Consider the following 23,755-nt stretch of genomic DNA (forward strand, 5'->3'; position numbering starts at 1 on the left):
CACGCCGGACTCCGGCTTCCTGGGCACCACGAGCTTCACGTACACGGTGTCGGACGGCAACGGCGGCACGGCCACGGGCACCGTCACGGTGACGGTGATCGACACCAACAACCCGCCCACCGCGGCCAACGACAGCCTCACGGTGGCGGAGGACAGCGGCTACACCTCCATCGAGGTCCTGTTCAATGACTCGAGCGATCCGGACACGGGCGAGACGCTGACGGTGACGGCGGTGTCCACTCCGGCGAACGGCTCGGTGCTGTTCACGGCGGAGCGGGTCCGGTTCAAGCCGGATCCGGATTTCACCGGCACCACGAGCTTCACGTACACGGTGTCGGATGGCCGGGGCGGTACGGCCACGGCGACGGTGGATGTCACGGTGACGGCGGTGAACGACGCGCCCGTGAACCTGGTCGCCGGTCCGCAGACGACGTCCGAGGACACGGCGCTGGTCTTCTCCTCGCTGAGGGCCATGGCGGTGTCGGATGTGGATGCGGTGACGGGCGAGCTGCGCGTCACCCTCGAGGCCACGGCGGGCACTCTCACGCTCAGTGGCACCACGGGCCTGACGTTCCTTTCCGGGGACGGGACGGCGGACACGGAGATGTCGTTCTCGGGCACGCTCGCGGACATCAACGCGGCCCTGGTGGATCTCACCTTCACGCCGGACGCGGGCTTCTCGGGTTCGGGCTCCATCACGCTGACGTCCAATGACCAGGGCAACGCGGGCGCTGGTGGTCCGCTGGAAGATACCGACACGGTCAGCATCACCATCGGGGCCGTCAACGACGCGCCGGTGGTGGGCGCGCCGGGACCGCAGACGTTGCCGGAGGATGGCTCCCTCGTGTTCTCCGCGGCTGGAGGCAATGCCTTCTCGGTGTCCGATGAGGACGTGGGCGCCGGGTCGCTGCGTGTGACGCTCTCGGTGTCCCATGGCACGCTCTGGTTGGCGAGCCCCAGCGGGCTGAGCTTCTCGACGGGTGACGGCTCGGACGACGCGGCGGTGACCTTCACCGGTGCGCTCGACGACGTGCGGCGCGCGCTGGAGGGTCTGCGCTTCCAGCCCACGGCCTCGTACAACGGTGCGGCCAGCCTCGTGCTCACCGTGGATGACCAGGGGAACACCGGCAGTGGCGGGGCGAAGTCTGCCAGTGCCACGGTGGACCTCACCGTGACGCCGGTGAACGACCTGCCCACGGCGAACGGTGACGACCTGGTGGTGGATGAGGACAGCGGGGCCACCGTGGTGGACGTGCTGGCCAATGACTCGAGCGCGCCGGACGTGGGCGAGACGCTCACCGTCATCTCCGTCACTTCGCCGGCTCATGGCACGGTGACGTTGACGGGTGGAGTGGTGAGCTACCAGCCGAACGCGAACTACAACGGCTCGGACTCGTTCACGTACACGGTGTCGGATGGCAATGGCGGCACGGCCACGGCCACCGTCACGGTGTCCGTCAACCCGGTCAACGACGCGCCGACGGGGAACGCGGACGTGTTCACGGTGAATGCCGGGCGCGGGACCCTCGTGCTGCCCGTGCTCGCCAATGACTCGAGCGCTCCGGACAGCGGCGAGACGCTCACCGTCACCGCCGTGTCCTCGCCGGCCAGTGGAGGCACGGTGGCGATCTCCTCGGATGGCTCGGCGGTGGAGTTCACGCCGGCCGATGGCTTCGTGGGCACCGTGACCTTCACGTACACGGTGTCGGACGGCATGGGGGGCTCGACCACGGTGGACGTGACCGTGACCGTGCTGCCTCCGGATGCGGATGGCGATGGTCTGACCGACGCGGAGGAGCTCGTGCTGGGCACGGATCCGAACAACCCGGATACGGACGGTGACGGCCTGACGGACGGCATCGAGGCGAAGACGGCGGGCACCGATCCGCTCGACGACGACTCGGATGATGACGGTCTGCTCGACGGCAACGAGGATGCCGATCATGACGGCATCGTGGACGCTGGCGAGACGAATCCGCTCGAGGCCGACACGGATGGTGACGGGCTCTCGGATGGTCTCGAGCTGGGTCTGACGGAGGCGCAGGGTGATGACACGGATCCCTCGCGCTTCACTCCGGACCAGGATCCGAGCACCACCACGGATCCGCTCGACAAGGACACGGACGGTGGAGGTGTGTTCGACGGCATCGAGGATCGCAACCACAACGGCCGTGTCGATGAGCGCGAGCTGGACCCGCGCAACCCCGCGGATGACTCGGATGCGGATGGTGACGGCGTGGACAACGAGAGGGAGCTGGAGCTCGGGCTCGATCCGTTCGACAGCGACAGTGACGACGACGGCGTGCCGGACGGGCTCGATGGTCTCACCGACACCGACCAGGACGGTCTCGTGGACGCGCTCGACGCGGACAGCGACAACGACGGTCTGCTCGATGGGACCGAGCGGGGCGTGACGCTCGCCACGGTGCCGGCGGGGACCAACACCTCCTCGCCCAATTTCCGCGCGGACGACGACCCGTCCACCACCACCGACCCGCGCAAGGCGGACACGGATGGTGACGGCCTCGACGATGGCACCGAGGACGCCGACCACGATGGCCGTGTCGACGCGGCCGAGACGGATCCGAACAAGGCGGATACGGATGGTGACGCGCTCTCCGATGGTGTCGAGGTGAAGGGCCAGAACCCCACCAACCCGCTCGAGGCGGACACGGATGGCGACGGGCTCACCGACGGTGCCGAGGACCGTGACCACAACGGTGCCTTCAACCCGGAGGGCAACGAGACCAACCCGAACGACGCCGACACCGACAAGGGTGGGGCGAGTGACGGTATCGAGGCGCAGGGTGGCAGCAACCCGCTGGACGGCACGGATGACTACATTCTCGCGGGCCACGGTTGCGGCGCCTCGGGCAATGGTCTGGGCGTGCCGCTGGCGATGATGCTGCTCGGTCTGCCGCTGCTGAGGCGCCGCCGGGAGGCCGCTCGCGCGCACGTGAGCGCCGCGGCCGGAATGCTGGTGCTGCTGGCCGTCCTCGCGGCGGCTCCGGCGGCGGCCCAGCGGTTCCCGGGCACGTCCCAGTCCATCGACGTGCAGCAGTACAAGCCGGGCCCTGGTGCGAAGGACGTGCTGGGTGTCTCCAGCGCGCGAGTGGAGCGCCACCTGGGGTGGAACCTGGGGCTGTCGCTGAACTACGCGAAGGATCCGCTCGGCTTCTATGACCCGCGCTCGGACGACTTCGTCTACCAGTTGGTGGAGAACCAGTTCACGGCGGACCTGATGGGCTCCATCTCCCTGTTCGATCGCTTCGAGCTGGGCGTGGCGCTCCCCGTGACGCTCCAGAGCTCGGAGAAGGACCCGGTGGTCGCGCCGCTCTTCTCCGGGGGCGTGACGGGAACGGGTGTGGGCGACCTGCGCCTGGTTCCCAAGGTGCGCCTGCTGTCCACGGACGGGGGGCTGCACCTGGGCCTGTTGGTCCCGGTCATCCTTCCCACCGCGGGAGGCACGGAGTTTCGCGGCGGCAGCGGGGTGGCCGTGCAGCCGAAGCTGCTCGGCGAGTGGGACAACGGCAAGGTGCGCGTGCTGGCCAACGTGGGCCTCAACCTCCGGCGCGAGGAGACCGTCTACAACCTCGACCTGGGCAACGAGCTCGTCTACGGGCTCGGCGCCGAGGTGCCGTTCTCCCTGGGCAAGCACCGGCTGTCCGCCGAGGCCACGCTGGTGGGCGCGTTGGGGCTGCGGGAGACCGAGGTCGAGGAGCGGCCGCTGGAGGTGCTCGCCGCGCTGAAGTACCGCGTGACGGACACGCTCGCGGCCCACGTGGGTGGTGGCCCCGGTCTCACCCACGGATATGGCACGCCGACCTACCGCGTCTTCGCGGGGATCATGTGGACGGCCGGAGCGCGTGCGCAGCCGCGTCCCGAGCCGGTGCCCGAGCCGGTTTCCACGGTTCGTTCCGAGCCGGCTCCCGTGAAGGCCGCTCCGGCGCCGGTCTGCGCGCTGGGCCCGGAGGACAAGGACGGCTTCCAGGATGAGGACGGCTGCGCGGACCCGGACAACGACCAGGACGGTTTCGCGGACACGGCGGACCGCTGCCCGAACGAGCCGGAGACGAAGAACGGCTTCGAGGATGGGGACGGTTGCCCGGACACGCTGCCTCCGCCGCCTCCGGTGGACACGGACGGGGACGGCCTGATGGATCCGGAGGACCGCTGCCCTCAGGCCGCCGAGGACAAGGACGGCTTCGAGGACGGGGACGGCTGCCCGGATCCGGACAACGACAAGGACGGCATCGCGGACGCGGCCGACAAGTGCCCGCTCGAGCCCGAGGTCATCAACGGGGTGAAGGACGAGGATGGTTGCCCGGACAAGGGCAAGGTGAAGGTACTCGTCGAGGGCGACAAGATCGTCATCCTGGACAAGGTCTACTTCGCCACCAGCAAGGACATCATCCTGTCGAAGTCCTTCCCGCTGCTGAAGCAGGTGGCGGCGGTGCTGCGCGCCAACCCGCAGATCGAGCTGGTGCGCGTGGAGGGTCACACGGACAACCAGGGCTCGGACGTGAAGAACCTGGACCTGTCCCGCCGCCGCGCGGCCAACGTGCGCAAGCGCCTCATCGAGCAGGAGGGGATCTCTCCGGACCGGCTGGACTCGGTGGGCTTCGGCGAGGCGAAGCCGGTGGACACCAACGCCACGGCGAAGGGCCGGGAGAACAACCGCCGGGTGGAGTTCACCATCCTCGAGATGAAGGGCATCGAGGTGGAGCGCGAGGCTCCTTGAGTCCAGGAGAAGGTCCAGTGATGAGACCTCATCGCGCGAGTCAAGAGGCGTGATGCACCCACCGCGCCACACTGAAGCGCGGTGGGGCTTCCGCGTAAGTGCCTGTGACGACTTGGTACTGCGACGTAGCGCTACATGTTCGTAGCTGAGAACTTGCCAAAGAGCGCGACTTGCTGAAGATGTCGGTTGCAGGGGCGCGCGCGGGCACGTGCGACCTGCGCCGAAAGAAGGAACCACATGGACCAGTTCGACCAGAACAAGCAGGCCGCAAAGATTCGTGTCGTCGGCGTGGGTGGCGCCGGCTGTAACGCCGTCAACACGATGATCATGGCGAAGCTTGAGCGGGTCGACTTCATTGCCGCGAATACCGATGTGCAGGCGCTCGCGGCGAACAAGGCGCCGGTCCGGCTGCAGATCGGTCAGACCCTGACCAAGGGCCTGGGCGCTGGCGCCAACCCGGAGATGGGCCGCGAGGCCGCGCTCGAGTCGCGCGACCAGATCGCCGCCATGCTCGAGGGCGCGGACATGGTGTTCGTCACCGCCGGCATGGGCGGTGGTACCGGCACGGGCGCCGCGCCCATCATCGCGGACATCGCCAAGAGCCTGGGCTGCCTCACGGTGGGCGTGGTCACCAAGCCGTTCCTCTTCGAGGGCAACAAGCGCCGCAAGCAGGCGGAGCAGGGCCTGGTGGAGCTCAAGGCCGCGGTGGACACCCTCATCACCATCCCCAACCAGCGCCTGCTCACGCTCAGCAACGCGCCCATGCCGCTGCTGGAGACCTTCAAGCGCGCCGACGAGGTGCTCCTCAACGCCGTCCAGGGCATCTCGGACCTCATCCAGTACCACGGCTACATCAACGTGGACTTCGCCGACGTGAAGACCATCATGAGCGACAAGGGCCTGGCGCTCATGGGCACCGGTAACTCCTCCGGCGACAAGCGCGCGCTCAACGCCATGCAGCAGGCCATCTCCAGCCCGCTGCTCGAGGACATCTCCATCGACGGCGCCACCGGCCTGCTCATCAACATCACCGGCGGCCGCGACATGACCCTCCAGGAGGTCAACGAGGCCCTCACGCTGGTGCACGACGCGGCGGACCCGGACGCGGAGATCATCTTCGGCTCGCTCATCGACGACAACATCAGCGACGAGGTGAAGATCACCATCATCGCCACGGGCTTCGTGTCGCGCGATGCGAAGGTGCGTCAGCCGGCTCAGGTGGTGCAGGTGCCCCTTGTTACCCGGCCCTCGCCCGTGTCGCTGAACGTGGCGCGCGAGGAGGTGGCCAGCCTGGTGCCCGCCAAGGCTGGTTCCCGCTCCCTGCCCGCCGTGGACAGCCGCACGCTCTCCAACCGCACCGCGGTGGTGAAGGACGCGGCGCTGCCGCTGGACGAGGATCAGTTCGACATCCCCACGTTCCTGCGCCGCCAGGGCCAGACGGAGATGCCGTAGAGGTGGGCTAGCGCCCCGGGAGGCGGGCCACGCTCGCCGCCCGGTGGTTGCGCCCGGAGAGCGCGTCGCTGCGAGACAGCAGCGTGTCCACCTCGCGGTAGAGCTCGTCGATACGCTCGGGCAGCCGCGGGGCGGGAACCAGTCCGTCGCCGGACAGTTGCTCCAGCAGGGAGCTGGCCCGCTGTAGCAGCTGATGGGCCCGGAGCAGCGCCCGTCCCGCCCGGGTGCCCTGGGGCGAGAAGAGCGTGCCGCCCTGGTAGAGGGTCTCGACGGCCGTTCTGTTGGTGCGAAGGCGCTCGGTGACTCGCGCCCGGTACATCTCCAGCCGCCGCTCGTGGCGAGCGCCCTGGAGATCCACCACTGTTCCTGTCGTGGAGGGCTTCACGGGCAAGGACGCTACGCCATTTACCTACATGCCCGCAACTTCCCGGCTGGCGGCGCGTTGTCTCCTTGTCACGTCGCGGGGCGAGGTTTAGGTTCGCGCGCCTCTAGTGGAGGGGATGCGGGCCATGTTCAAGAAGCTGCTCATCGCGAACCGGGGTGAGATCTCCCGTCGGATCAACGCCGTGGCGAAGGGGATGGGGATTGCCACCGTGGCCGTGTACTCGGACGCGGACGCGGACCTGCCGTTCGTCCGCGAGGCGGACGAGGCGGTGCGCCTGGGGCCCGCTCCCGCCAAGGACAGCTACCTGAACATCGCGGCCATCCTGGAAGCGGCGAAGTCCACGGGCGCCGACGCGGTGCACCCGGGCTATGGCTTCGTGTCGGAGAACGCCGAGTTCGCCACCGCGTGCAAGGCCGCCGGCATCACCTTCGTGGGTCCGCCGCCCGAGGCCATGCTGCGGATGAAGGACAAGAGCCAGGCGCGCAAGCTGGTGGCCGCCGCGGGTGTGCCCGTGGTGCCCGGCACCGAGGACGTGCTCCCGGACGTGCCGTCCGCGCTGGCCGCCGCCGAGAGCATCGGCTACCCGGTGCTCTGCAAGGCCGCCGGTGGTGGGGGGGGCATCGGCATGGCCGCGGCCAACAACCCGGCCGAGCTGGAGAAGGTCTTCCGTCAGTGCACGGACCGCGCGAAGGCCGCCTTCGGCCGCGAGGGCGTCTACATCGAGCGCTACTTCCCGGCGCCGCGTCACATCGAGGTGCAGATTCTCGGTGACCACCACGGGAATCTCATCCACTGCCTGGAGCGCGAGTGCTCCATCCAGCGCCGCCACCAGAAGGTGGTGGAGGAGGCTCCCTCGCCGCTGTTCGCGGACGGGCGCAACGCGGAGCTGTCCCAGAAGCTCTTCACGGCGGCCATCGCCGCGGCCAAGGCCTTCGGCTACGCCAACGCGGGCACGGTGGAGTTCCTCTACTCGGACGGCGGCATCTACTTCATCGAGATGAACGCCCGGCTCCAGGTGGAGCACCCGGTGACGGAGCTGACCACGGGGTTGGATCTCATCGCCTGGCAGCTGCGCATCGCCGCGGGCGAGAAGCTCACCGTGAAGCAGGAGGACGTGAAGCGGCGCGGGGCGGCGCTCGAGTTCCGCATCTACGCGGAGGACCCCGTGAAGTTCTTCCCCTCGCCGGGCCCGCTCAAGGTGTACCAGGCGCCCACGGGCGAGGGCGTGCGCCTGGACTCGGGCTACGCCGAGGGCAACACCGTTACGCCGAACTACGATCCCATGATCGCCAAGCTCATCGTCTCGGGCGCCACGCGCGCCGAGGCCATCGAGCGCTCCATCGCGGCGCTGCGGAACTTCCGCGTCGAGGGCATCAAGACGAACATCCCCCTGCACCTGCGCATCCTGCAGGAGCCGGTCTTCCGCGCGGGAGACCTGAACACGCGCTTCCTGGAGCACCACGCGAAGCCGTAGGCGGACGGGCCGCTCATCTCGCGGCACGCAGATCACACGCAGCACCTTGCGGAGGACACAGCGATGGCGGACGTGGCGGCGCACATCACCGGGACGGTGTGGAAGATCGAGGTGAAGGTCGGTCAGAAGGTCTCCGCGGGCGAGACGCTCGTCATCCTCGAGTCCATGAAGATGGAGATGCCCGTGGAGACGACCGAGGACGGCACCGTGAAGGAGATCCGCTGCAAGGAGTCGCAGCCGGTCAACGAGGGCGACGTCCTCGTGGTGCTCGAGTAGCGGGACGCACGCGGTGCAGCCGTCCGCCCTGCATGTGGAGGACCGGGACGACGGTGTCCGCGTCCTCACGTTGTCCAACCCGGCGCGGCGCAACGCGCTCGATGACAGCCAGGTGGCCCGCCTGGACGAGGCGCTGGCCTCGGCTCCCGGCAAGGTGCGCGCCGTCCTCATCCAGGGCGAGGGCGGTGCCTTCTGCTCGGGCTATGACCTGAACCTGCTGGCGGCGCCCACGGAGGACCGCCTTCCGGACGATGCGCTGATGGCGTGCCTGGCGAGGCTGGAAGCCCTGCCGCTGCCCAGCGTCGCGCTGGTGCGGGGGCCTGCCTTCGGGGCGGGCTTCGATCTGTCGGCCTCGTGTGACTTCCGGGTGGGCGCGGAGGACGCGCTCTTCAGCATGCCTCCGGCCCGGCTGGGCATCGTCTACTCGCCGGACGGACTGATGCGCGCGGCCCGGCTGGTGGGCGTGGCGCGTGCCAAGAACCTCTTCCTCACCGGCCGCCGGCTGGACGCGAAGGACGCGCTGGCCTGGGGCCTGTTGGACGAGTGCCTCCCGGCGGCCGAGGCCGAGGTCCGGGCGCTGGAGCTGTGCCGGACGCTCGCCGGCCAGGCACCGCTGGCGGTGTCGGGGATGAAGGAGACGTTCCGTCTGCTCACGCGGGCGGCCCTGTCCGACGAGGAGCGGGCGCACCTGCGGGAGGTGCGGGCCCGCGCCTTCGCCAGCGAGGATGCCCGGGAGGGCAAGGCGGCGTTCCTGGAGAAACGCACGCCCCGGTTCCGCGGCCAGTGAGGCGGGCCCGCCCGCCGGGGCTCAGGTGTCGCCGAAGAGCTCGCCCATGCGCAGCTGGAGCGCGGAGGCGATCTTGTAGAGCGACGAGATGGAGGCCGAGGACTCGGCGCGCTCGATCTGCGAGAGCAGCGACACGGACAGGCCGGTGCGGCGCGCGAGCTGCTTGAGCGTGAGGTCCTGCGTCTTGCGCGCGTCGCGGATGGTGCGACCGATGGCGCGGTGCAGGTCCGCCTCGGGATCCTGCGACAGGCCCTTCTTGGCCAGCGCGTTGCGCACGGCGCCGAGGAACTGGTCCGGCTCCATGGGCTTCTTCACGTAGTCGCTGGCCTGGTTCTTCAGCGAGGCCACGGCCGTGTCCACCGTCGGGTAGGCGGTGGCCACGATGACGGCGACGTCCGTGTCGTGCTTGCGGATGTGCTCCAGCACCTCGGTGCCGGACATCACCGGCATCATCATGTCCAGGATGACGAGGTGGAAGTCGGCGCTGCGGAGGATCTCCACCGTCTTCGTGGGGTCCGTCGTGGTGACGACGTCATAGCCCTCGCGCATCAGGACGAGCTTGAGGTAGTCGCAGTTGTCCTGCTCATCATCGACCACCAGGATACGAATCTGCACGAACCTTCTCCTCGTGTGAGGGGGGAAGCCCGCAGGCCGGGACTCCGCACACGCCGCGGGGGCGCGGTGTACGCGGGAGCCGTCGGCCTACTTGCCGCCTCCCGGTTGTTTCTGACTCTTGTCGTAGTCAGCGACGAGCTTCCTGACGTTGGGAGCCATCTCGTGATTGGGCGCGAGCCGTAGGAACTCGCGGTAGTACTGAGCGCCTTCGTCCGGGCGGTTGCGCCGGGCCATCACCGTCCCGAGCGCGAGGTAGCACTGGGCATAGGTGGGATCGACACTGACGCACTTGCGGAGGACGGACTCGGCCTCGGGCAGCTGGGCCTTGCGCAACAGCATGTAGCCGTCGTCGAAGAGCTGCTTGGCCTGCTGCTCCGTGCTGGGGCCCTGAGGGGTGGGGCGCGGCGTCGGCTTGGTGCCGGCCACGGGCGTCTTGCCGTTGGTGCCGGCCTTGGCGGCCTCGATGGCGGCGTCCACCTTCTCCTTCAGGGCGGCGTGCTCCTCGGCGAAGGCGAGCGTGCCCTCGGCGGCCTCCAGGAAGGGCAGGGCCTCCTGGTGGCGGCCCTCGTCGAACGCCTTCTGGGCCCGGTCGAGGTTCTGCTTGGACTCCTGCTCCGCCTTGGCCTGATTGAGCAGCTCCTGGGCCTCGGTGGGGCGCTGGCCGTCGGCGTCCTGGATGGACTCGAGCGTCTTCACCGCCGTGTCGAAGTCCCGCGCGTCGATGGAGGCCCGGGCGCTCTTGAGCTGCTCCGTGAAGTCGGGAGCAGCGGGCTCGGTGGGCTCCGGGGCCGGGTTCTGCGGCTGCGGGGTGGCCGGCTGCTTCGGCTCGGGCGTCCGCGTGTCCACGACGGCTGGCGGGGGCGGGGTCACGGGGGTGGACGGCTGCTGGCCGAACACGAACCAGAGTCCACCGCCCACCGCGCCGAGCACCAGCACGCCCACGAGGGCCAGCACGAGCCCCTTCTTCGAGCCCTGGCCGGCGGTGCCCTCGTGCGTGAGTCCCTCGGCGCTCTGGCCGGGGCCGATGAAGCGCAGCTTCACGTGGCCCAGCTCGATGAGGTCACCGTGCGCGAGCGGGGCCTGCGCGTAGCTCTCGCCGTTGACGGCCATGCCGTTGGCCGACTGCATGTCGATGATGCGCCACTCGCCGGTGTCCTCGCGGACGAGCTTCGCGTGCGTGCGCGACAGCGAGCGGTGGTCGATGGTGATGTCGTTGTCGTCGGTGCGGCCGATCCGCATCTCCGTGCGGATGCAGGCGAACTCCTGGCCCTTGAGCTCGGCGCTCACCACCAGCAGGTGCGGGGCCTCTTCGGCGTCCACCGCCGCGACCTTGCGCGGCCGGTTCATCTCCACCTGATCCATGCGGATCACCGCGGTGGAGTGGCGGCGCTGCTCGGCCGAGGGAGGCGTGGGAGCGTCGTCCTCTTCCTGCTCCTGCTCTTCTTCCTCCTCTTCCTCGTGGGCCGGGACGTCCAGCTCCGTCTTGGCCCTGCTCTGGGCTTCGTCCAGGGCGGCCTGGAGGGCCGAGGAGGGCATCCGGATGGTGGGCGCACCCACCTGGGAGGGAGGCGGAGCCGGCGGCTGGGCCTGCGCGGCGGCCTCCTTCTGGAGCGCCAGATCGTAGTCGCCGATCTGGATGAGGTCCCCGTCGGCGACCTGGGTCTGCCCCTGGATGCGCTCGCCGTTGATGCGCACCCCGTTATAGCTACCCAGATCTTCCACCAGCACGTGCCCGTTCTGGCGCACCAAGCGTGCGTGGCGGCGAGATACGTTTCGCTCCGTCAGGCGGATCGTATTCCCCTCCTGGCGGCCGATCGTAATTTCGTCGCGCATGAAGGGGACTACGGTCTTTCGCCCCTCGTCGTCTTCGATGATGAGCTTCAGCACGGGTCGGGTCCCCTTACAGCTATAGCAGAATGCCCCCGGATAGCTCAAGGAGGGCATCCGCCCCAAACGACAGGGCTTTTCCCGCAGGAAGGGGCCTCGGTGGGTCGGTTGTCTATCGGACAGATGGCCGCGAGCCCGGATCAGACCTCCCGCATATAAGGAGGCGGAAGAGGGGGGATGAGCGGCCGGGCACCCGAAGGGCTGGCGGGAGGGGAGCAGGGGATTAGAGTCCGCGCCATGCGGAACAAGCTCGCCCCCCTCCTGTGCGCCGCGGCGGTGGCGCTCCTGTTGGCTCCCCCGGTGATGGCCGAGGACACCGCGGCGGACATCGCCCGCCGGAGCCGGGAGAGGGGAGCCCTCAACCTGCTCGGCCTGCGCGCGGAGTTGAAGCTCAGCACGGTGTTGAAGGACGGCCGGCGCAAGGAGCAGGTGCTCACGTCCACGGCGAAGCGGGTGGGAGGGCGGCTGCATTCGCTCGCGCGCTTCTCGCAGCCGGCGGGGGTGGCGGGCGTGGCGGTGCTCACCGTGGAGGGCGCCCCGGGCGAGCCGGCGGACATCTCCCTGTACCTGCCCAAGCTGAAGCGGGTGCGCAAGGTGGCGAAGGGACAGCGGGGCCAGTCCTTCATGGAGACGGACTTCAACTACGCGGACCTGGGAGGCTCGGGCGGCGAGCGCGACGAGTCGCTGCGGCTGGTGGGCGAGACGAAGGTGTTGGATCGGCTCGCCCATGTGCTGCGCGGGAAGGCCGGGCCGGACTCTCCCTACGGTGAGGTGACGCTCTACGTGGACAAGGAGACGGATGTGCCGGTGAAGGCCGAGTACTCGGACCGCGAGGGCAAGCCGCTCAAGGTGTACCGCGCCGTGCAGCTCAAGAAGTTCAAGGACCGGTTCGTCGCCGCGGAGGCGGTGATGGAGAACCTCCAGACGGGCTCGCGCACGACGCTCGAGGTGCTGAAGCTGGAAGAGGTGCAGCTCGGCGACGAGGCCTTCACCGAGCGGGCCCTGGAGCGAGGGTGAGACACGGGTTGCCCACACTGCTGGCCCTGGTACCCGCGCTCGCGCTGGCGGCCCCACAGGAGGTCGAGCCGCTGCAGGAGTTCTCCTCGGATGCACCCGTGGCGCCCACGGTGACGGTGCGGGGGGATGTGCGGCTGATGGGAGGCGTGGACACCGGCTTCGAGCCGGCCCGCGAGGATGGTCTCGGCGAGCACGTGGTGGACGGGTGGGGGAGGGCGTCGCTCGCCACGGACGTGAAGCTGGGTCCTTCGTTGCGGCTGGTGGTGGAGGGGCGGGCCTTGTGGCGCGGTGGGGCCCAGAAGGGTTTCGAGCGCGCGAAATCCTCCATCGAGCCCTTCGTGGGCGAGGCCTTCCTCGACGTGTACACCCCGTGGGTGGACGTGCGGGTGGGGCAGCAGACGCTGGCCTTCGGGGCGAACCCCTTCTTCGCGCCCACGGACGTGCTCAACCCGCGTGATCTGCGCCAGAGCTTCGTGCAGCTCGAGCCGGAGGATTTGAAGTTGCCCGTCTTCGCCGCGCGGGCGCTCGCCTCGGTGGGGCCGCTGTCCGTTACCGCCGTGTGGGCGCCCTTCTTCTTCGCGGACCGCTACGACGTGTTCGGCCAGGATATGGCGCTGCTGCAGCCGCAGTTGGGTGTGCCGGTGCCCGTCTCCGTGGACCCGTCGGTGGAGGACGGACTGCAGCCGCACCTGTTGGAGACGCAGCGGCCGGGTTTGCCCGGTGATGTGGGCCTGCGCGTCACGGGCGACGTGGGCCGGGTGAAGCTGGGCGGCTCGTGGGTGTGGGCCAACGAGAAGCAGCCCCAGGTGACGTTCGACCCGGAACTGGAGACGCTGCTGCGCGCCCGGGAGCGCGGAGAGCCGGTGGACGCGGCCCTGCTGCTCTCCTTGCAGGACCGGCTGAGCGCGGGCGAGTCGCTCGTCACCGGCCGGTATGCGCGCCAGCATGTGGTGGCCGCCGAGGCGAGCACGTTGGTGGGGTCCGCGCAGCTCGATGTGGACGTGGGCTTCAGCCCCTCGCGGACGTTCTACAGCGACCGGCTGCGCCCGTTGCGCAAGGCCGCGGTGTCGTGGGTGGTGGGGGTGTCACAGGCGGAGGCGTCGGAGCTCGTCTACTCCGTCACCTATACCGGGCTCGCGGTGCCGGACGTGGGCGCGCAGGAGGTGCTCTTCCTGCTGGAGCCGGGCACGGCGCGCGGACGGGAGCGCACGGCCTTCTTCCACCTGCTGGTGGCCGACGTCGGCTATTCGCTGCTGGAGGGACGGCTGCAGGTGGGGATGCGTGGGGCCTTCGAGCCCATCCAGCGCTCCTTCCTCGTGGCGCCGCGCGTGGGCTGGCGCGTGAGCGAGCACGTGCACGTGGGGCTCGCGGCCGAGGTGTACGGTGGCCCGCCCTTCAGTGCCTTCGGCTACTTCAACCGCAACGACCAGGTGCTCGCCTCGCTACGCCTGTCGCTGTAGTGGACATCACCGTGCACTCCAGACCCGCACGGTGAGCCCCAATCCGGCGGACCACTCGTCCATCCGAGAACCCCCCGCATCCGCGTGTGCATGCGCCGCGGAGAGCCGCAGCCACACCGGCTGATCATTCACGGCGATGAGGAGCCGCTCCAGGACTACCTCCTCGCGCGTCCGGAAGCGCATCCCTCCATCGAGCCCCACCACCCACCCGGCGAGCGCCGTGACGCGTGCCGCCCACCACCCGTTCTCCGTCTCGTAGCCCGCGTCGAGCAGGAGCGTGGTGAAGGGGGACAGCTCATGCACCATGCCCTCGCGCGAGCTGCGCAGCGCATGACTCGCCGCCGGCCCCACGCCGAGCCACACCCGGGCCGTGGTCGCGCGCACCGGGTCCAACAACAGCGCGGCGCGCCCCGTCTCCAGCGTCCAGCCCGGCCCCTCCCAGACGCGCCGCTCGTAGTGCCCCAACCGCATCGCCAGGGTGAGGTCGAACGGGAAGGGGATGCGCACGGGACGCGCGGTGGGCACGAGGATGAATCCTTCCTCCAGGTGGCGGCGCAGGTTGCCCTCGTAGAGCGTGGCCGTCAGTCCCAGGCGTGCGGTGCCACTCCGCACCCGGGTGACGAACAGCCGGTGCGTGTTGAGCCAGGGGGTGCCCTTGCTGCGGCTCTTCCACTCGGTGCGCAACAGGATGCCGGCCTGGAGCTCGGGCGTGACCGCTCCCCCCTGTAGGGCGGGTCCGGCTCCGAGGAGCAGCCCGTTGCCCGGGTCGAAGCAGATGGGAAAGGTCTCCCCGGAGGCACTGGCGAGCAGCAGCGCGAGCGTGAGCGCGAGCATTCCGGCCCGTCCTCAGCGAGCGGCGGCCAGGGGCGCGGAGCGGCGGGCGGGTGCCCACAGCGAGAAGCGCAGGCCCGTGTTCGCGGACCACTCCCAGACGGGACGCTCGTCCAGGAGATCCGTGCGCCACTGACCGCGCCCCTCGAGCACGAGGCTCAAGGGCTGATCGTTGATGGCCAGGAGGATGAGCTCGTAGCCGGCGCGCACCCTCAGCCGCTCCGGGTGGTGTGGCCGCCCCTCCACCCGCATATCCAAGAGGAGCTTCTCCACCTCGGCGCCAAAGGTGACGTGGTGGAAGCCATTCGAGTCGAGCGTGATGTTCCCCTCGGCGGCGGCGCCGGGGATGAGCGCGAAGGTGCTGTTCGTGCGGTCGTACTCCAGCGAGGGGCCGGCCCGCACGCGCACGTACGAAGCCAGGTCCCTCGAGTGCCACAGGTCCAGCGTCAGGTGTCCGGAGATGAGGGTATAGAAGATGTGGTCGAGGCCCCCGCGGCGGAGCATCTCCAGACGCAGCACCTCCAGCCATGCTCCCATGTCGAAGTTGAAGTCCCAGCGGCGCGGCTTGCCGAGGAAGGTGGTCACCCGGATGGGCGGCTTGTCCTGCCGGACGTTGGTGTCGTAGCGGAACAGCGTGGCATCGAGCGACGACTGCTCCCCGAGGATCAACTCGGTGTCCAGCACGGTGAAGCGGCGCATCATCCGCTCCCCGTCGGGGACCTCGGCGATGATGCCGAAGTCCAACCGGCCCCGGCTCAGGGCGCGCGGCTCGCCCGTGCGCCACAGCGGTGCCCATGCGCCTCCCAGCCAGACGCGCCGGTGCAGGTCGAAGTTGAACTGCATCACCCGGCCGCGCTCGTCGCGGTACCAGCCGGGAGGCGCCTCGGCGATGGCGGGCACGAAGGTGTAGCCGTCGGCCAGGAGCTGGCGGAGCTCCCCCTGGGGCAGCTCCTGGCAGGACGACGTACGCTCGAGGGGACGTTCACTCTCCGTCCCATCCGCCTCCAGCTCGTTCTGGGGCACGGCGAGGCAGCGCCGGGTGGAGGTATCGCACTGCAGCCGGTAACGGCCCGAGGGCACCTGGGGCGAGGGCCCGAGCGAGGCACACCAGATGGCTCCTCGATAGAGCAGCGAGGGCAGGGGCGACGGCGCGGGGGCGAACGTCACGGTGCTGGCCGGAGCGGCTGACTCCGAGGGGGCTTCAGGGCCCCCGGCCTGCGAGAGCAGGAGGGCGAGGAGCACGGCCGTCATCATGGGCTGGCCTCCGAGGGGGCCCCGCGGCGTGCGGGGAAGGCGGAGCCGTGGGATTCAAGCCGCATGCCTTCCGCCTGGGGACCGGCCTGGCGGGGAGGTGGGGTGTGCACCCGGGTGTGCAGGCTCCGGCACACTGAGCAGCGGACCACACGATATCAGGCCCGGCGGAGGTCGACCGGGGCGGGAGGGGGGGATATAAGGCCGCGACCCACGTCCGGAGCGTGGGCCCATGCGGACGGAGGCGTCTTTCCCCGTGTCGAGCAACGGAGAGCAGCAGCAGGAGCCGCGGACCTTCACCGAGGCCGTCCTCGGCAAGGGCATCCACCAGGAGTCATGGGCGAAGCGCTGGATGGCCCTGGAGCCGACGCTGCGCGTGGCGTTGGCGACAGCCGCCTTCGCGGCGCTGCTCTTCATCCCCTACCTGGGGGCGGTGGGCCTGTGGGATCCCTGGGAGACGCACTACGGCGAGGTGGGCCGCGAGATGGTCCAGCGCCGTGACTACGTGTTCCCCTACTGGGAGAACGCGTGGTTCTTCTCCAAGCCGCCGCTCACCATGTGGATGCAGGCGTTGGGCATGCAGGTGGTGGGCACGCTGCGCACCGAGGGCGCGCTGGGCCTCTACACCGAGTGGGGCATGCGGATGCCCTTCGCCCTGCTGAGCATCGCCGCGGTGTCGCTGCTGTCCCTGGCCGTGGCGCGGGTGGTGAGCCGGCGCGCGGGCCTGGCCACCGGCTTCGTGCTGGCCACCATGCCGCTCTACTTCCTGCTCACCCGGCAGACGGTGACGGACACGCCCTTCGTCACCACGCTGGTGTGCGCCATGGCGTGCGCGATGATCGGCCAGCTGGACGACGACATCACGAAGCACCGCGCCGCGTGGTGGTACGCCTTCTACGTCTTCGCGGGCCTGTCCACCCTGGCCAAGGGTCTGCTGGGCGTGGGCCTGCCGGCCGTCATCCTCGTGCTCTACGCCCTCTTCGCCGTCATCCCCTATGACGCGGCGAGCCTCAACGCGCACCTGCGCTGGCTGCTGGAGGCCCCCTTCCGCGCCGAGGTGCGCGAGGGCAAGCGCCCCATGCCGGTGCTGTGGGCGCAGATGTACAAGATGAAGCTGGGCACCGGCATCCTCGTGTTCTGCGCGGTGGCCGTGCCCTGGTACCTCGTGCTGTGCCTCTTCGATGGCGTGGACGACGAGAGCAAGCTCTTCTGGTACCGCTTCTTCATCCACGATCACCTCAACCGCCTGAGCGCGGGCGTGCACACCACCACGCCGGGTGGCACCTTCATCTACTTCATCGAGCAGGGCGGCTTCGCCATCTTCCCCTGGGTGGCGCTGGTGCCCGGTGCCTTCGCGCTGGTGTCGCGGTTGCGGCCGCGCTCGCGCGACAAGGCGGACCAGCTGGCCCTCATGGCCACGCTGTGGGTGGCCTTCTCCTTCACCCTGCTGGCCTCCTCGGCCACCAAGTTCCACCACTACGTCTTCCCGGTGCTCCCGGGCATGGCCGTCCTCATCGCCCTCTTCGTGGACCGGCTCTGGGAAGAGGGCATCTCCGCCCATGTGATGAGCCTCGTCTTCGGGCTCATCCTCTTCATCCTCGTGGGCCATGACCTGGCCAACAACCCGAAGAACTTCACCGATCTCTTCGTCTACAACTACGACCGGCCCTACCCCAGCGACCTCGTCAACCGGCCCATCGCCATGTTCGTCTCCCGTCCGCTGTGGATGGGCGACCTGCTGACGCTGGTGCTGCTCGCGGTGGGCTCCTGGCTCGCGGTGGGCGCGTTCTCCGACAAGAACAAGTCCTCGGTGTACGAGCGCGGCGTGGCGCTGTTGTGCCTGGCGCTGGGGCTCGCCTGCCTCCTGCCCATGGCCCTGCGCGGCGCCGTGTCCGCCAGCCCCCTGATGGGTGGGGCCCTGTTCCTCGTGGGCGGCTGGGTGGCCTGGCAGGCGTACCGGGCCGGCGAGGAGTCGCGCACCGGGCTGTGGGTGCTCTCCGGGGCCCTGCTGCTGGTGGGGGCCATGAGCCTCGTGCGCACCGTCCGCCTGTCACCGGAGAGCGACTCGCTCCTCAAGTCCCTGTCCCAGCCCATCAACGTGAAGATGGCCATGGGCTTCGTCTTCGCCGTGGCCGGGGGCCTGGCGGTGGTGGCGGCGCTGCAGCGCGCGCGGGTGATGCTGTACGGCACCTTCTGGGCGCTCGCGGCCGGCTTCGCCCTCTGGTTCAACTGGGGCCACTGGGTGGACCTGTCCCACCACTGGACGCAGCGCGACCTCTTCTGGCGCTACTACGCCCAGCGCAAGCCGGACGAGCCCATCACCGCCTTCCTGATGAACTGGCGCGGCGAGACGTTCTACTCGCGCAACCAGGTGAAGCAGATCCGCGAGGCGCCCAAGCTCAAGCCCTTCGTGGACCAGCCCGGCCGCGAGTGGGCCCTGGTGGAGCACAACCGGCTCCCCATGCTCAAGCAGGCCGCGGGCGCCGACAAGACCGTCACCGTCATCGACCGCGACATCAACAACAAGTTCATCCTGGTGAGCATCGATTGAGCGGCATCTCCGTCCAGGGACTGGCCAAGCGTTTCGGTGCGCGCACCGCGGTGGAGGGGCTGGACTTCGACGTCCGCCCCGGCGAGGTATTCGGTCTGCTCGGGCCCAACGGCGCCGGGAAGACGACCACGGTGCGCATGCTCACCGGCCTGCTCCAGCCCTCGGCGGGGGAGGCTCGCGTCTGGGGGCACTCGGTGCGCACGGACGGCGAGGCGCTGCGGCGCGTGGTGGGCCTGCTCACCGAGCAGCCCGGGCTCTATGAGCGGCTGAGCGCCCGCGACAACCTGCGCTTCTTCATGAAGCTGCACGAGCTGGACGAGCGCCAGGTGTGGCCTCGGGCCCGGTCGTACCTGGAGCGCTTCGGGCTGGCGGGCCGCGAGAACGACCCTTGCGGCGGCTTCTCCAAGGGCATGCGGCAGAAGCTGGCCATCGTGCGCACGCTGGTGCACGACCCCAAGGTCATCTTCCTGGACGAGCCCACGAGCGGCCTGGATCCCGAGTCGGCGCGCACGGTGCGCGACGCGGTGGCGGAGCTGGCGGCGGAGGGGCGCACCATCGTCCTGTGCTCGCACAACCTGGCCGAGGTGGAGCGGTTGTGCACGCGGGTGGCGGTGGTGAAGGGGCGGTTGCTGGCCATGGCGCCGGTGAACGAGCTGCGGCGCACGGGCAGCGCGCTGGAGGTGAAGGTGGAGGGCGAAGCCGAGCGCTACGTCCAGGCCCTGTCCGCGCTGCCCTTCGCGCCCAACGTGCTCGCCGAGGGTGCCCGGCTGCGGGTGATGCTGGCGGACGAGGCGCAGGCCCCGGACGTGGTGGCGTGCCTGGTGGGGGCGGGAGCCCGCGTGCGCAGCGCGGTGCCGGCCCAGCGTCCACTCGAGGAGGTCTACCTGGAGCTCATCCGCGAGGGGAGGGTGTGAGCATGGCGTTCCGTTCCCGGCGCGCGCTGGCCGTCTTCTGGAAGGACTTCCTGGATCTGCGCAGGAACCCGGTGCTGCTGCTGGGCATGGCGGCGCTGCCCCTGGTGCTGGTGGTGGTGCCCATCATCGTCGTCTGGACGTACGTGCGGGATCCGAACGACAGCAACCTCCGGGTGATCGCCCTCTACTACGACCCGACCCTGCCCCTGAACGCCAACGCCGGGCGCTTCCTGGTGGAGCGCACGCTGCTGGACTGGTTCGGCATGTTCCTGGTGATGCCGGTGTTCGTCCCCATCCTCATCTCCTCGCAGAGCGTGGCGGGGGAGAAGGAGCGGCGCACCCTGGAGCCGCTGCTGGCCTCGCCGGTGACGGCGATGGAGCTGGTGGCGGGCAAGAGCCTGGCCTCGCTGGTGCCGGCGCTGATCATCACCTGGATGGCCTTCGTGCTGCTGTGCGTCGGAGTGGACGTGGTGGCGTGGCCGCTGGGCCAGGGGCCGATGCTGCCCAACACGCTGTGGCTCTTCGGCATCCTCGTGCTGGCGCCGCTCTTCGCCTTCTTCGGCAACGGGGTGGCGGTGCTCATCTCCGCGCGCGTCGCCGAGGCCCGCACCGCGCAACAGATCGCCGCGCTCATCGTGCTCCCGCTCGTGGGGCTGGTGGCCGGCCAGGTGGCGGGCTTCCTGCACGCCGGGCCGGTGTACTACGCGGTGCAGGGCGGGGTGGTGCTGCTGCTGGACGTGGCCCTGCTGTGGGCGAGTGTCCGCCTGCTGGACCGGGAGCGGTTGATCAGCCGCTGGGGGTAGCCGGGCGGACAAGGGAATGCCGGGTTGACTGGCCAAGGGTGCGGAACCTCTGGCATGTTCCCAGGACAAGCCGGGGGTAGGGCGATCAGCGGGCATGCAATAGGCCCGGTCGCTATGCGTTGGAAGGGTAGGCGGCGTGGCTCCCGGTAGTCGACGCGGTCTCTGGAGGCGACGAAAGCACGATGGGATTCTTCGGTACGATCAAGGACGAGGCGAAGCGTAACTTCATCGCGCGCGCTGACGAGGCGAAGGGCGAGATTGTCTACAAGTATCCGGAGAAGAACATCCGGATGCTCACCCAGCTCACCGTCGATGCGGACGAGATCGCACTCTTCGTCAAGGACGGGAAGGTGGAGGGCAAGCTGGGGCCGGGGCGGCACCAGTTGGACACCAGCAACATCCCGTTCCTGTCGCGGCTGGTGGAGGGGTTCACCGGCGGCAACATGTTCATGGCCGAGGTCTTCTTCGTCTCCACGCGCGAGTTCACGGGCGTGAAGTTCGGCGGCCCCATCGGTGACGTGCGCGATCCGGAGACGGGGCTGGGCATTGGCACCATGGTGTACGGCGACTTTTCCGTCCGGGTGACGGAGCCGGAGAAGCTCGTGGTGGGCCTGGTGGGCATGGGCCGCACCAGCAACGCGGACTTCCTGGGCTGGTTCAAGAACCAGGTGCTCAAGGTGACGCGTGACCGTATCGCCGAGCTGCTGGTGAAGAAGCGCTGGCCGCTGCTGGACGTGACGAGCGGCGCGTACACCGAGGAGATCGAGAACGAGGTGATCGCCGGCCTGAAGCCGCACGTGGACACCTACGGCATGACCGTGGTGCGGATGGGCAACTTCCACGTCAGCATCAAGGAGGAGGACGAGGCGACGCTGAAGAAGCTGTCGAAGGACGTGGCGTACTCGCGTCTGGCGGGCGGCTTCCAGCAGTACGCGCAGGGCCAGGCGATGCTGGGCGCGGCCGAGGGCATGGCCAAGGGCGGCGACGGCAGCGGCGCCGGGGCCGGGCTGCAGGGCATGGGGATGGGCATGGGCTTCGGCATGGCCCAGATGTTCACGAACCAGCAGCAGCAGAATCAGCAGCAGCAGCACCAGCAGCAGCAGCAGCCGCCTCCCGCGGCGGCGGCGCCGGCGGACACGCGTACCCCGGCGCAGCGGCTGAAGGAGCTGAAGGAGTTGAAGGACGCGGGCGTGCTGTCGGACGACGAGTACAACGCCAAGCGCGCGGAGCTGATGAAGCTGCTGTAGCCCCGGCTGTCGGTGCCCCACTTGCCCCAAAATCCCCTCTCCCCCCGGGAGAGGGACGGGGTGAGGGTGCCGGAAACCCCGAGTTGTCCCCCGAGGCCTCCGTCCGTGATTCCGGGCGGAGGCCTTCGTGTTCCTACCGCCGGGACTTGTGCCCGTGCCCCGTACGGAAGCCGTCCTTCTTCCTGGGGGCCGAGGCCTTGCTCTTCTTCGAGGCGCGGGCCTGGCGGGACTCGGGCTTGCGGACCTTCGAGGCCTTCGACTTCGCCGGGCGAGTGGCCGCCGGAGTGGGCTGGGGGGCGGAGACGGGGGTGGGCGTCACGGGCGTGGCCGGAGGGGGCTCGGCGGCGGGGGCCTGCTCGGGGGGCGCCGGGGTGTTCTCGGGAGAGGCCGGGGCCGTGGGCTCAGGGGCCGCGGGCGTGGCCGAGCCCTCATCGCGGGCATCCAGCTTGATGGGGACGCCCAGGGTGGTGCCCAGCCGCAGCAGCAGCACGTCCGGGGAAATACTCTTCTCGCCCATGCTCTCGGCCACCTCGCGCGCGGAGAGCGCGTTGCCGTGGGCCCACAGCGCCTGGAGGAACTTCCCGGCGTCCGGCTCGTGCCACCAGGACGGGCCGAAGCGCGCCTTGAGCTGGCCCTGCAACTGGCCCGCGAGGAACCACGCGCGGAAGTTGTCCGCGGACTGGAAGAAGTCCTCCTGCTCCATGAGGTAGCGCGCCACGTCGTCCTTCGTCGCGGGCATCTCGTCCACGCGCTCGAGCATGGCCTTGTACAGCTCGCGGGCGTCCACGCCCTCCTCCTGCCGGTGCAGCGCGAGCTGGTACAGCAGCCGGCCCGCGGCGCGGCGGATGAGGAACAGCTTGTGGGCGCTCGTGGCCGCCAGGTACGTGGCCCGGTCCTTCCCCGTCAGCCCCGCGTGCTCCTCCAGCCACACCGGGTCCTCCGTCAGGTCCTCGAAGAGGGCCGCGTACGCCTCGGTGACGGTGGGGTTGCCCAGCTTGGCCAGCTCGAAGCGCGGCTCCTTCGTGTACGCGTAGTGCAGCGTGTGGCCGAACTCGTGCAACAGCCGCGACTGCTCCAGCGCGCCGTCCACGGGCCGCACCGACAGCCGCACGTCCCCGGGCACCTCGATGCCCAGCGACAGCGGACGCGGATTCTTGCGCTTCACGCCCTCGCGCGCGTCGATGCGCACGTTCTTCATGCCGCCCAGGTCGATGCCCATCCCCGACAGGGTGCCGTGCGCGCGCAGCAGCAGCTCGCCCTTGGGGAAGAAGCCATCCACCTCACGCGGGCGGAACAGCCGCGGCAGATCCGCCCGGGTGAGGTTCGTGAAGGGCATCCCCAGCTCGCGCTGGGCCAGCCGCTCCATCACGTCCTTGTAGGGCGCCTCGGTGGCCTGAAGCACCTCCTCGGCCAGCAGGGCCAGCCGGCCCAGGTCCGCCTGCCTCAGCTCACCGCCAAAGGCCTCGTACGAGGGATAACCCAGCTCGCGGACCAGCTCCTCCGTGCGCTGCTCGCGCCGCTGGATGAGCGGGTCGAGCCGCACCAGGGCGGGCGTGGCGGCGGTGTAGAGGGCCTGGCGCTTCGGCGCGCTGCGCTCGTTGGCCAGCAACCGCTCCAGCTCGCTCCAGCGCACCTCGCGGCCGTCCACCTGGAAGGTCAGTGACGCCTCCAGGTTGGCGATGGCGTCGTTCACCTCGGCGAGCTGCTGCGACAGGTACTCGCCCGCGAAGTGCGACTGGAGCGCGGTGAGGGCGCGCAGCTCGCGCGGCTCCGTGGTGCGCTGGCGCAGCCGGTCGATCTTCCGGATGTTGTCGAGGCTGAACAGCGTCTCCTTGCCCACGTACGTGGAGGCCACGTCCGCGCGGGCGCCCTCGGACCAGTAGCTCCACACGAGCAGGTCCTGCGCCTTGAGCAGGGCCGCCGCGTCGGAGGCGAGCCGCGCCACCTCGGCGGCGAGCTGCTGCTCCTCGGTGAGGGGGGGAGGCGCCTTGGGCGTGGTGACGCACCCACCGAGGGTGCTGAGGCTGAGGGTCAGGAGGAGTGCGGGAAGCCTTGGGCGCATGG

At 69.7% G+C, this 23,755-nt stretch carries 17 protein-coding genes; 11 read left to right on the forward strand and 6 right to left on the reverse strand.

From position 1 onward, the window contains the following. Both Q664_RS56255 and ftsZ read left to right on the forward strand, forming a co-directional pair. A partial coding sequence (locus Q664_RS56255; protein ID WP_043393313.1) for a tandem-95 repeat protein occupies positions 1–4,741 on the forward strand: 4,741 nt, incomplete at its 5' end. Between the two features lie 237 nt (positions 4,742–4,978). Beyond that, on the forward strand, positions 4,979–6,193 hold the full coding sequence (gene ftsZ / locus Q664_RS11055; protein WP_043393316.1) for a cell division protein FtsZ: 1,215 nt from the start codon (positions 4,979–4,981) through the stop codon (positions 6,191–6,193). Positions 6,194–6,200: 7 nt separating this feature from the next. Here ftsZ and Q664_RS11060 read toward each other — a convergent pair whose 3' ends face one another. Beyond that, the gene (locus Q664_RS11060) at positions 6,201–6,578 is read right to left on the reverse strand and encodes a hypothetical protein (RefSeq protein ID WP_235216650.1); all 378 of its coding nucleotides are present in this window, start codon (positions 6,576–6,578) and stop codon (positions 6,201–6,203) included. A 124-nt stretch (positions 6,579–6,702) separates the two neighbouring features. Between Q664_RS11060 and Q664_RS11065 the strand changes: the two genes are divergently transcribed. The 3 genes from Q664_RS11065 to Q664_RS11075 all read left to right on the forward strand — a co-directional run bounded on the left by Q664_RS11065 (position 6,703) and on the right by Q664_RS11075 (position 9,115). Continuing rightward, complete coding sequence (locus tag Q664_RS11065) at positions 6,703–8,052, forward strand: acetyl-CoA carboxylase biotin carboxylase subunit (RefSeq protein ID WP_043393406.1); 1,350 nt, start codon at positions 6,703–6,705, stop codon at positions 8,050–8,052. A 63-nt stretch (positions 8,053–8,115) separates the two neighbouring features. Continuing rightward, positions 8,116–8,328: a biotin/lipoyl-binding carrier protein gene (locus Q664_RS11070; RefSeq protein ID WP_043393321.1), complete on the forward strand. Its 213-nt coding sequence runs from the start codon at positions 8,116–8,118 to the stop codon at positions 8,326–8,328. 13 nt (positions 8,329–8,341) lie between these two features. After that, positions 8,342–9,115, forward strand: a complete 774-nt coding sequence (locus Q664_RS11075; protein WP_043393324.1) for an enoyl-CoA hydratase/isomerase family protein — start codon at positions 8,342–8,344, stop codon at positions 9,113–9,115. A 21-nt stretch (positions 9,116–9,136) separates the two neighbouring features. Here Q664_RS11075 and Q664_RS11080 read toward each other — a convergent pair whose 3' ends face one another. Further along, positions 9,137–9,730: a response regulator gene (locus tag Q664_RS11080; RefSeq protein WP_043393326.1), complete on the reverse strand. Its 594-nt coding sequence runs from the start codon at positions 9,728–9,730 to the stop codon at positions 9,137–9,139. Positions 9,731–9,817: 87 nt separating this feature from the next. After that, the gene (locus Q664_RS11085) at positions 9,818–11,563 is read right to left on the reverse strand and encodes an FHA domain-containing protein (protein WP_235216651.1); all 1,746 of its coding nucleotides are present in this window, start codon (positions 11,561–11,563) and stop codon (positions 9,818–9,820) included. Positions 11,564–11,854: 291 nt separating this feature from the next. Between Q664_RS11085 and Q664_RS11090 the strand changes: the two genes are divergently transcribed. Further along, entirely contained in the window at positions 11,855–12,634 is a 780-nt protein-coding gene (locus Q664_RS11090) for an outer membrane lipoprotein-sorting protein (RefSeq protein WP_043393332.1), read from the forward strand. After that, a complete protein-coding gene (locus Q664_RS11095; protein WP_152622029.1) occupies positions 12,631–14,094 on the forward strand; it encodes a hypothetical protein in 1,464 nt (487 codons plus the stop codon). The genes Q664_RS11090 and Q664_RS11095 overlap by 4 nt, the downstream gene beginning before the upstream one ends. A 6-nt stretch (positions 14,095–14,100) precedes the next feature. Here the strand turns inward: Q664_RS11095 and Q664_RS11100 are convergent, their stop codons facing one another. Together Q664_RS11100 and Q664_RS11105 are read right to left on the reverse strand one after the other, a co-directional pair. Continuing rightward, the gene (locus Q664_RS11100; RefSeq protein WP_043393340.1) at positions 14,101–14,928 is read right to left on the reverse strand and encodes a hypothetical protein; all 828 of its coding nucleotides are present in this window, start codon (positions 14,926–14,928) and stop codon (positions 14,101–14,103) included. Between the two features lie 12 nt (positions 14,929–14,940). Then, positions 14,941–16,179 (reverse strand): hypothetical protein, encoded by a 1,239-nt coding sequence (locus Q664_RS11105; RefSeq protein ID WP_063934680.1) that lies wholly within the window; start codon positions 16,177–16,179, stop codon positions 14,941–14,943. 253 nt (positions 16,180–16,432) lie between these two features. Here Q664_RS11105 and Q664_RS11110 point away from each other — a divergent pair, with 253 nt between their 5' ends. From Q664_RS11110 to Q664_RS11125, 4 genes are all read left to right on the forward strand, one after another. Beyond that, a complete protein-coding gene (locus Q664_RS11110; protein ID WP_043393411.1) occupies positions 16,433–18,727 on the forward strand; it encodes an ArnT family glycosyltransferase in 2,295 nt (764 codons plus the stop codon). Next, positions 18,724–19,641, forward strand: a complete 918-nt coding sequence (locus Q664_RS11115; RefSeq protein ID WP_043393342.1) for an ABC transporter ATP-binding protein — start codon at positions 18,724–18,726, stop codon at positions 19,639–19,641. Before Q664_RS11110 ends, Q664_RS11115 begins: the two co-directional genes overlap by 4 nt. A 2-nt stretch (positions 19,642–19,643) precedes the next feature. Continuing rightward, on the forward strand, positions 19,644–20,444 hold the full coding sequence (locus tag Q664_RS11120) for an ABC transporter permease subunit (RefSeq protein ID WP_043393345.1): 801 nt from the start codon (positions 19,644–19,646) through the stop codon (positions 20,442–20,444). 182 nt (positions 20,445–20,626) lie between these two features. Then, positions 20,627–21,691 (forward strand): SPFH domain-containing protein, encoded by a 1,065-nt coding sequence (locus Q664_RS11125; protein WP_043393348.1) that lies wholly within the window; start codon positions 20,627–20,629, stop codon positions 21,689–21,691. 133 nt (positions 21,692–21,824) lie between these two features. Here Q664_RS11125 and Q664_RS11130 read toward each other — a convergent pair whose 3' ends face one another. Beyond that, a complete protein-coding gene (locus tag Q664_RS11130) occupies positions 21,825–23,753 on the reverse strand; it encodes a chromosome segregation protein SMC (RefSeq protein WP_235216652.1) in 1,929 nt (642 codons plus the stop codon). Positions 23,754–23,755: the final 2 nt, after the last annotated feature.

Source organism: Archangium violaceum Cb vi76, assembly GCF_000733295.1.
GTDB lineage: Bacteria > Myxococcota > Myxococcia > Myxococcales > Myxococcaceae > Archangium > Archangium violaceum.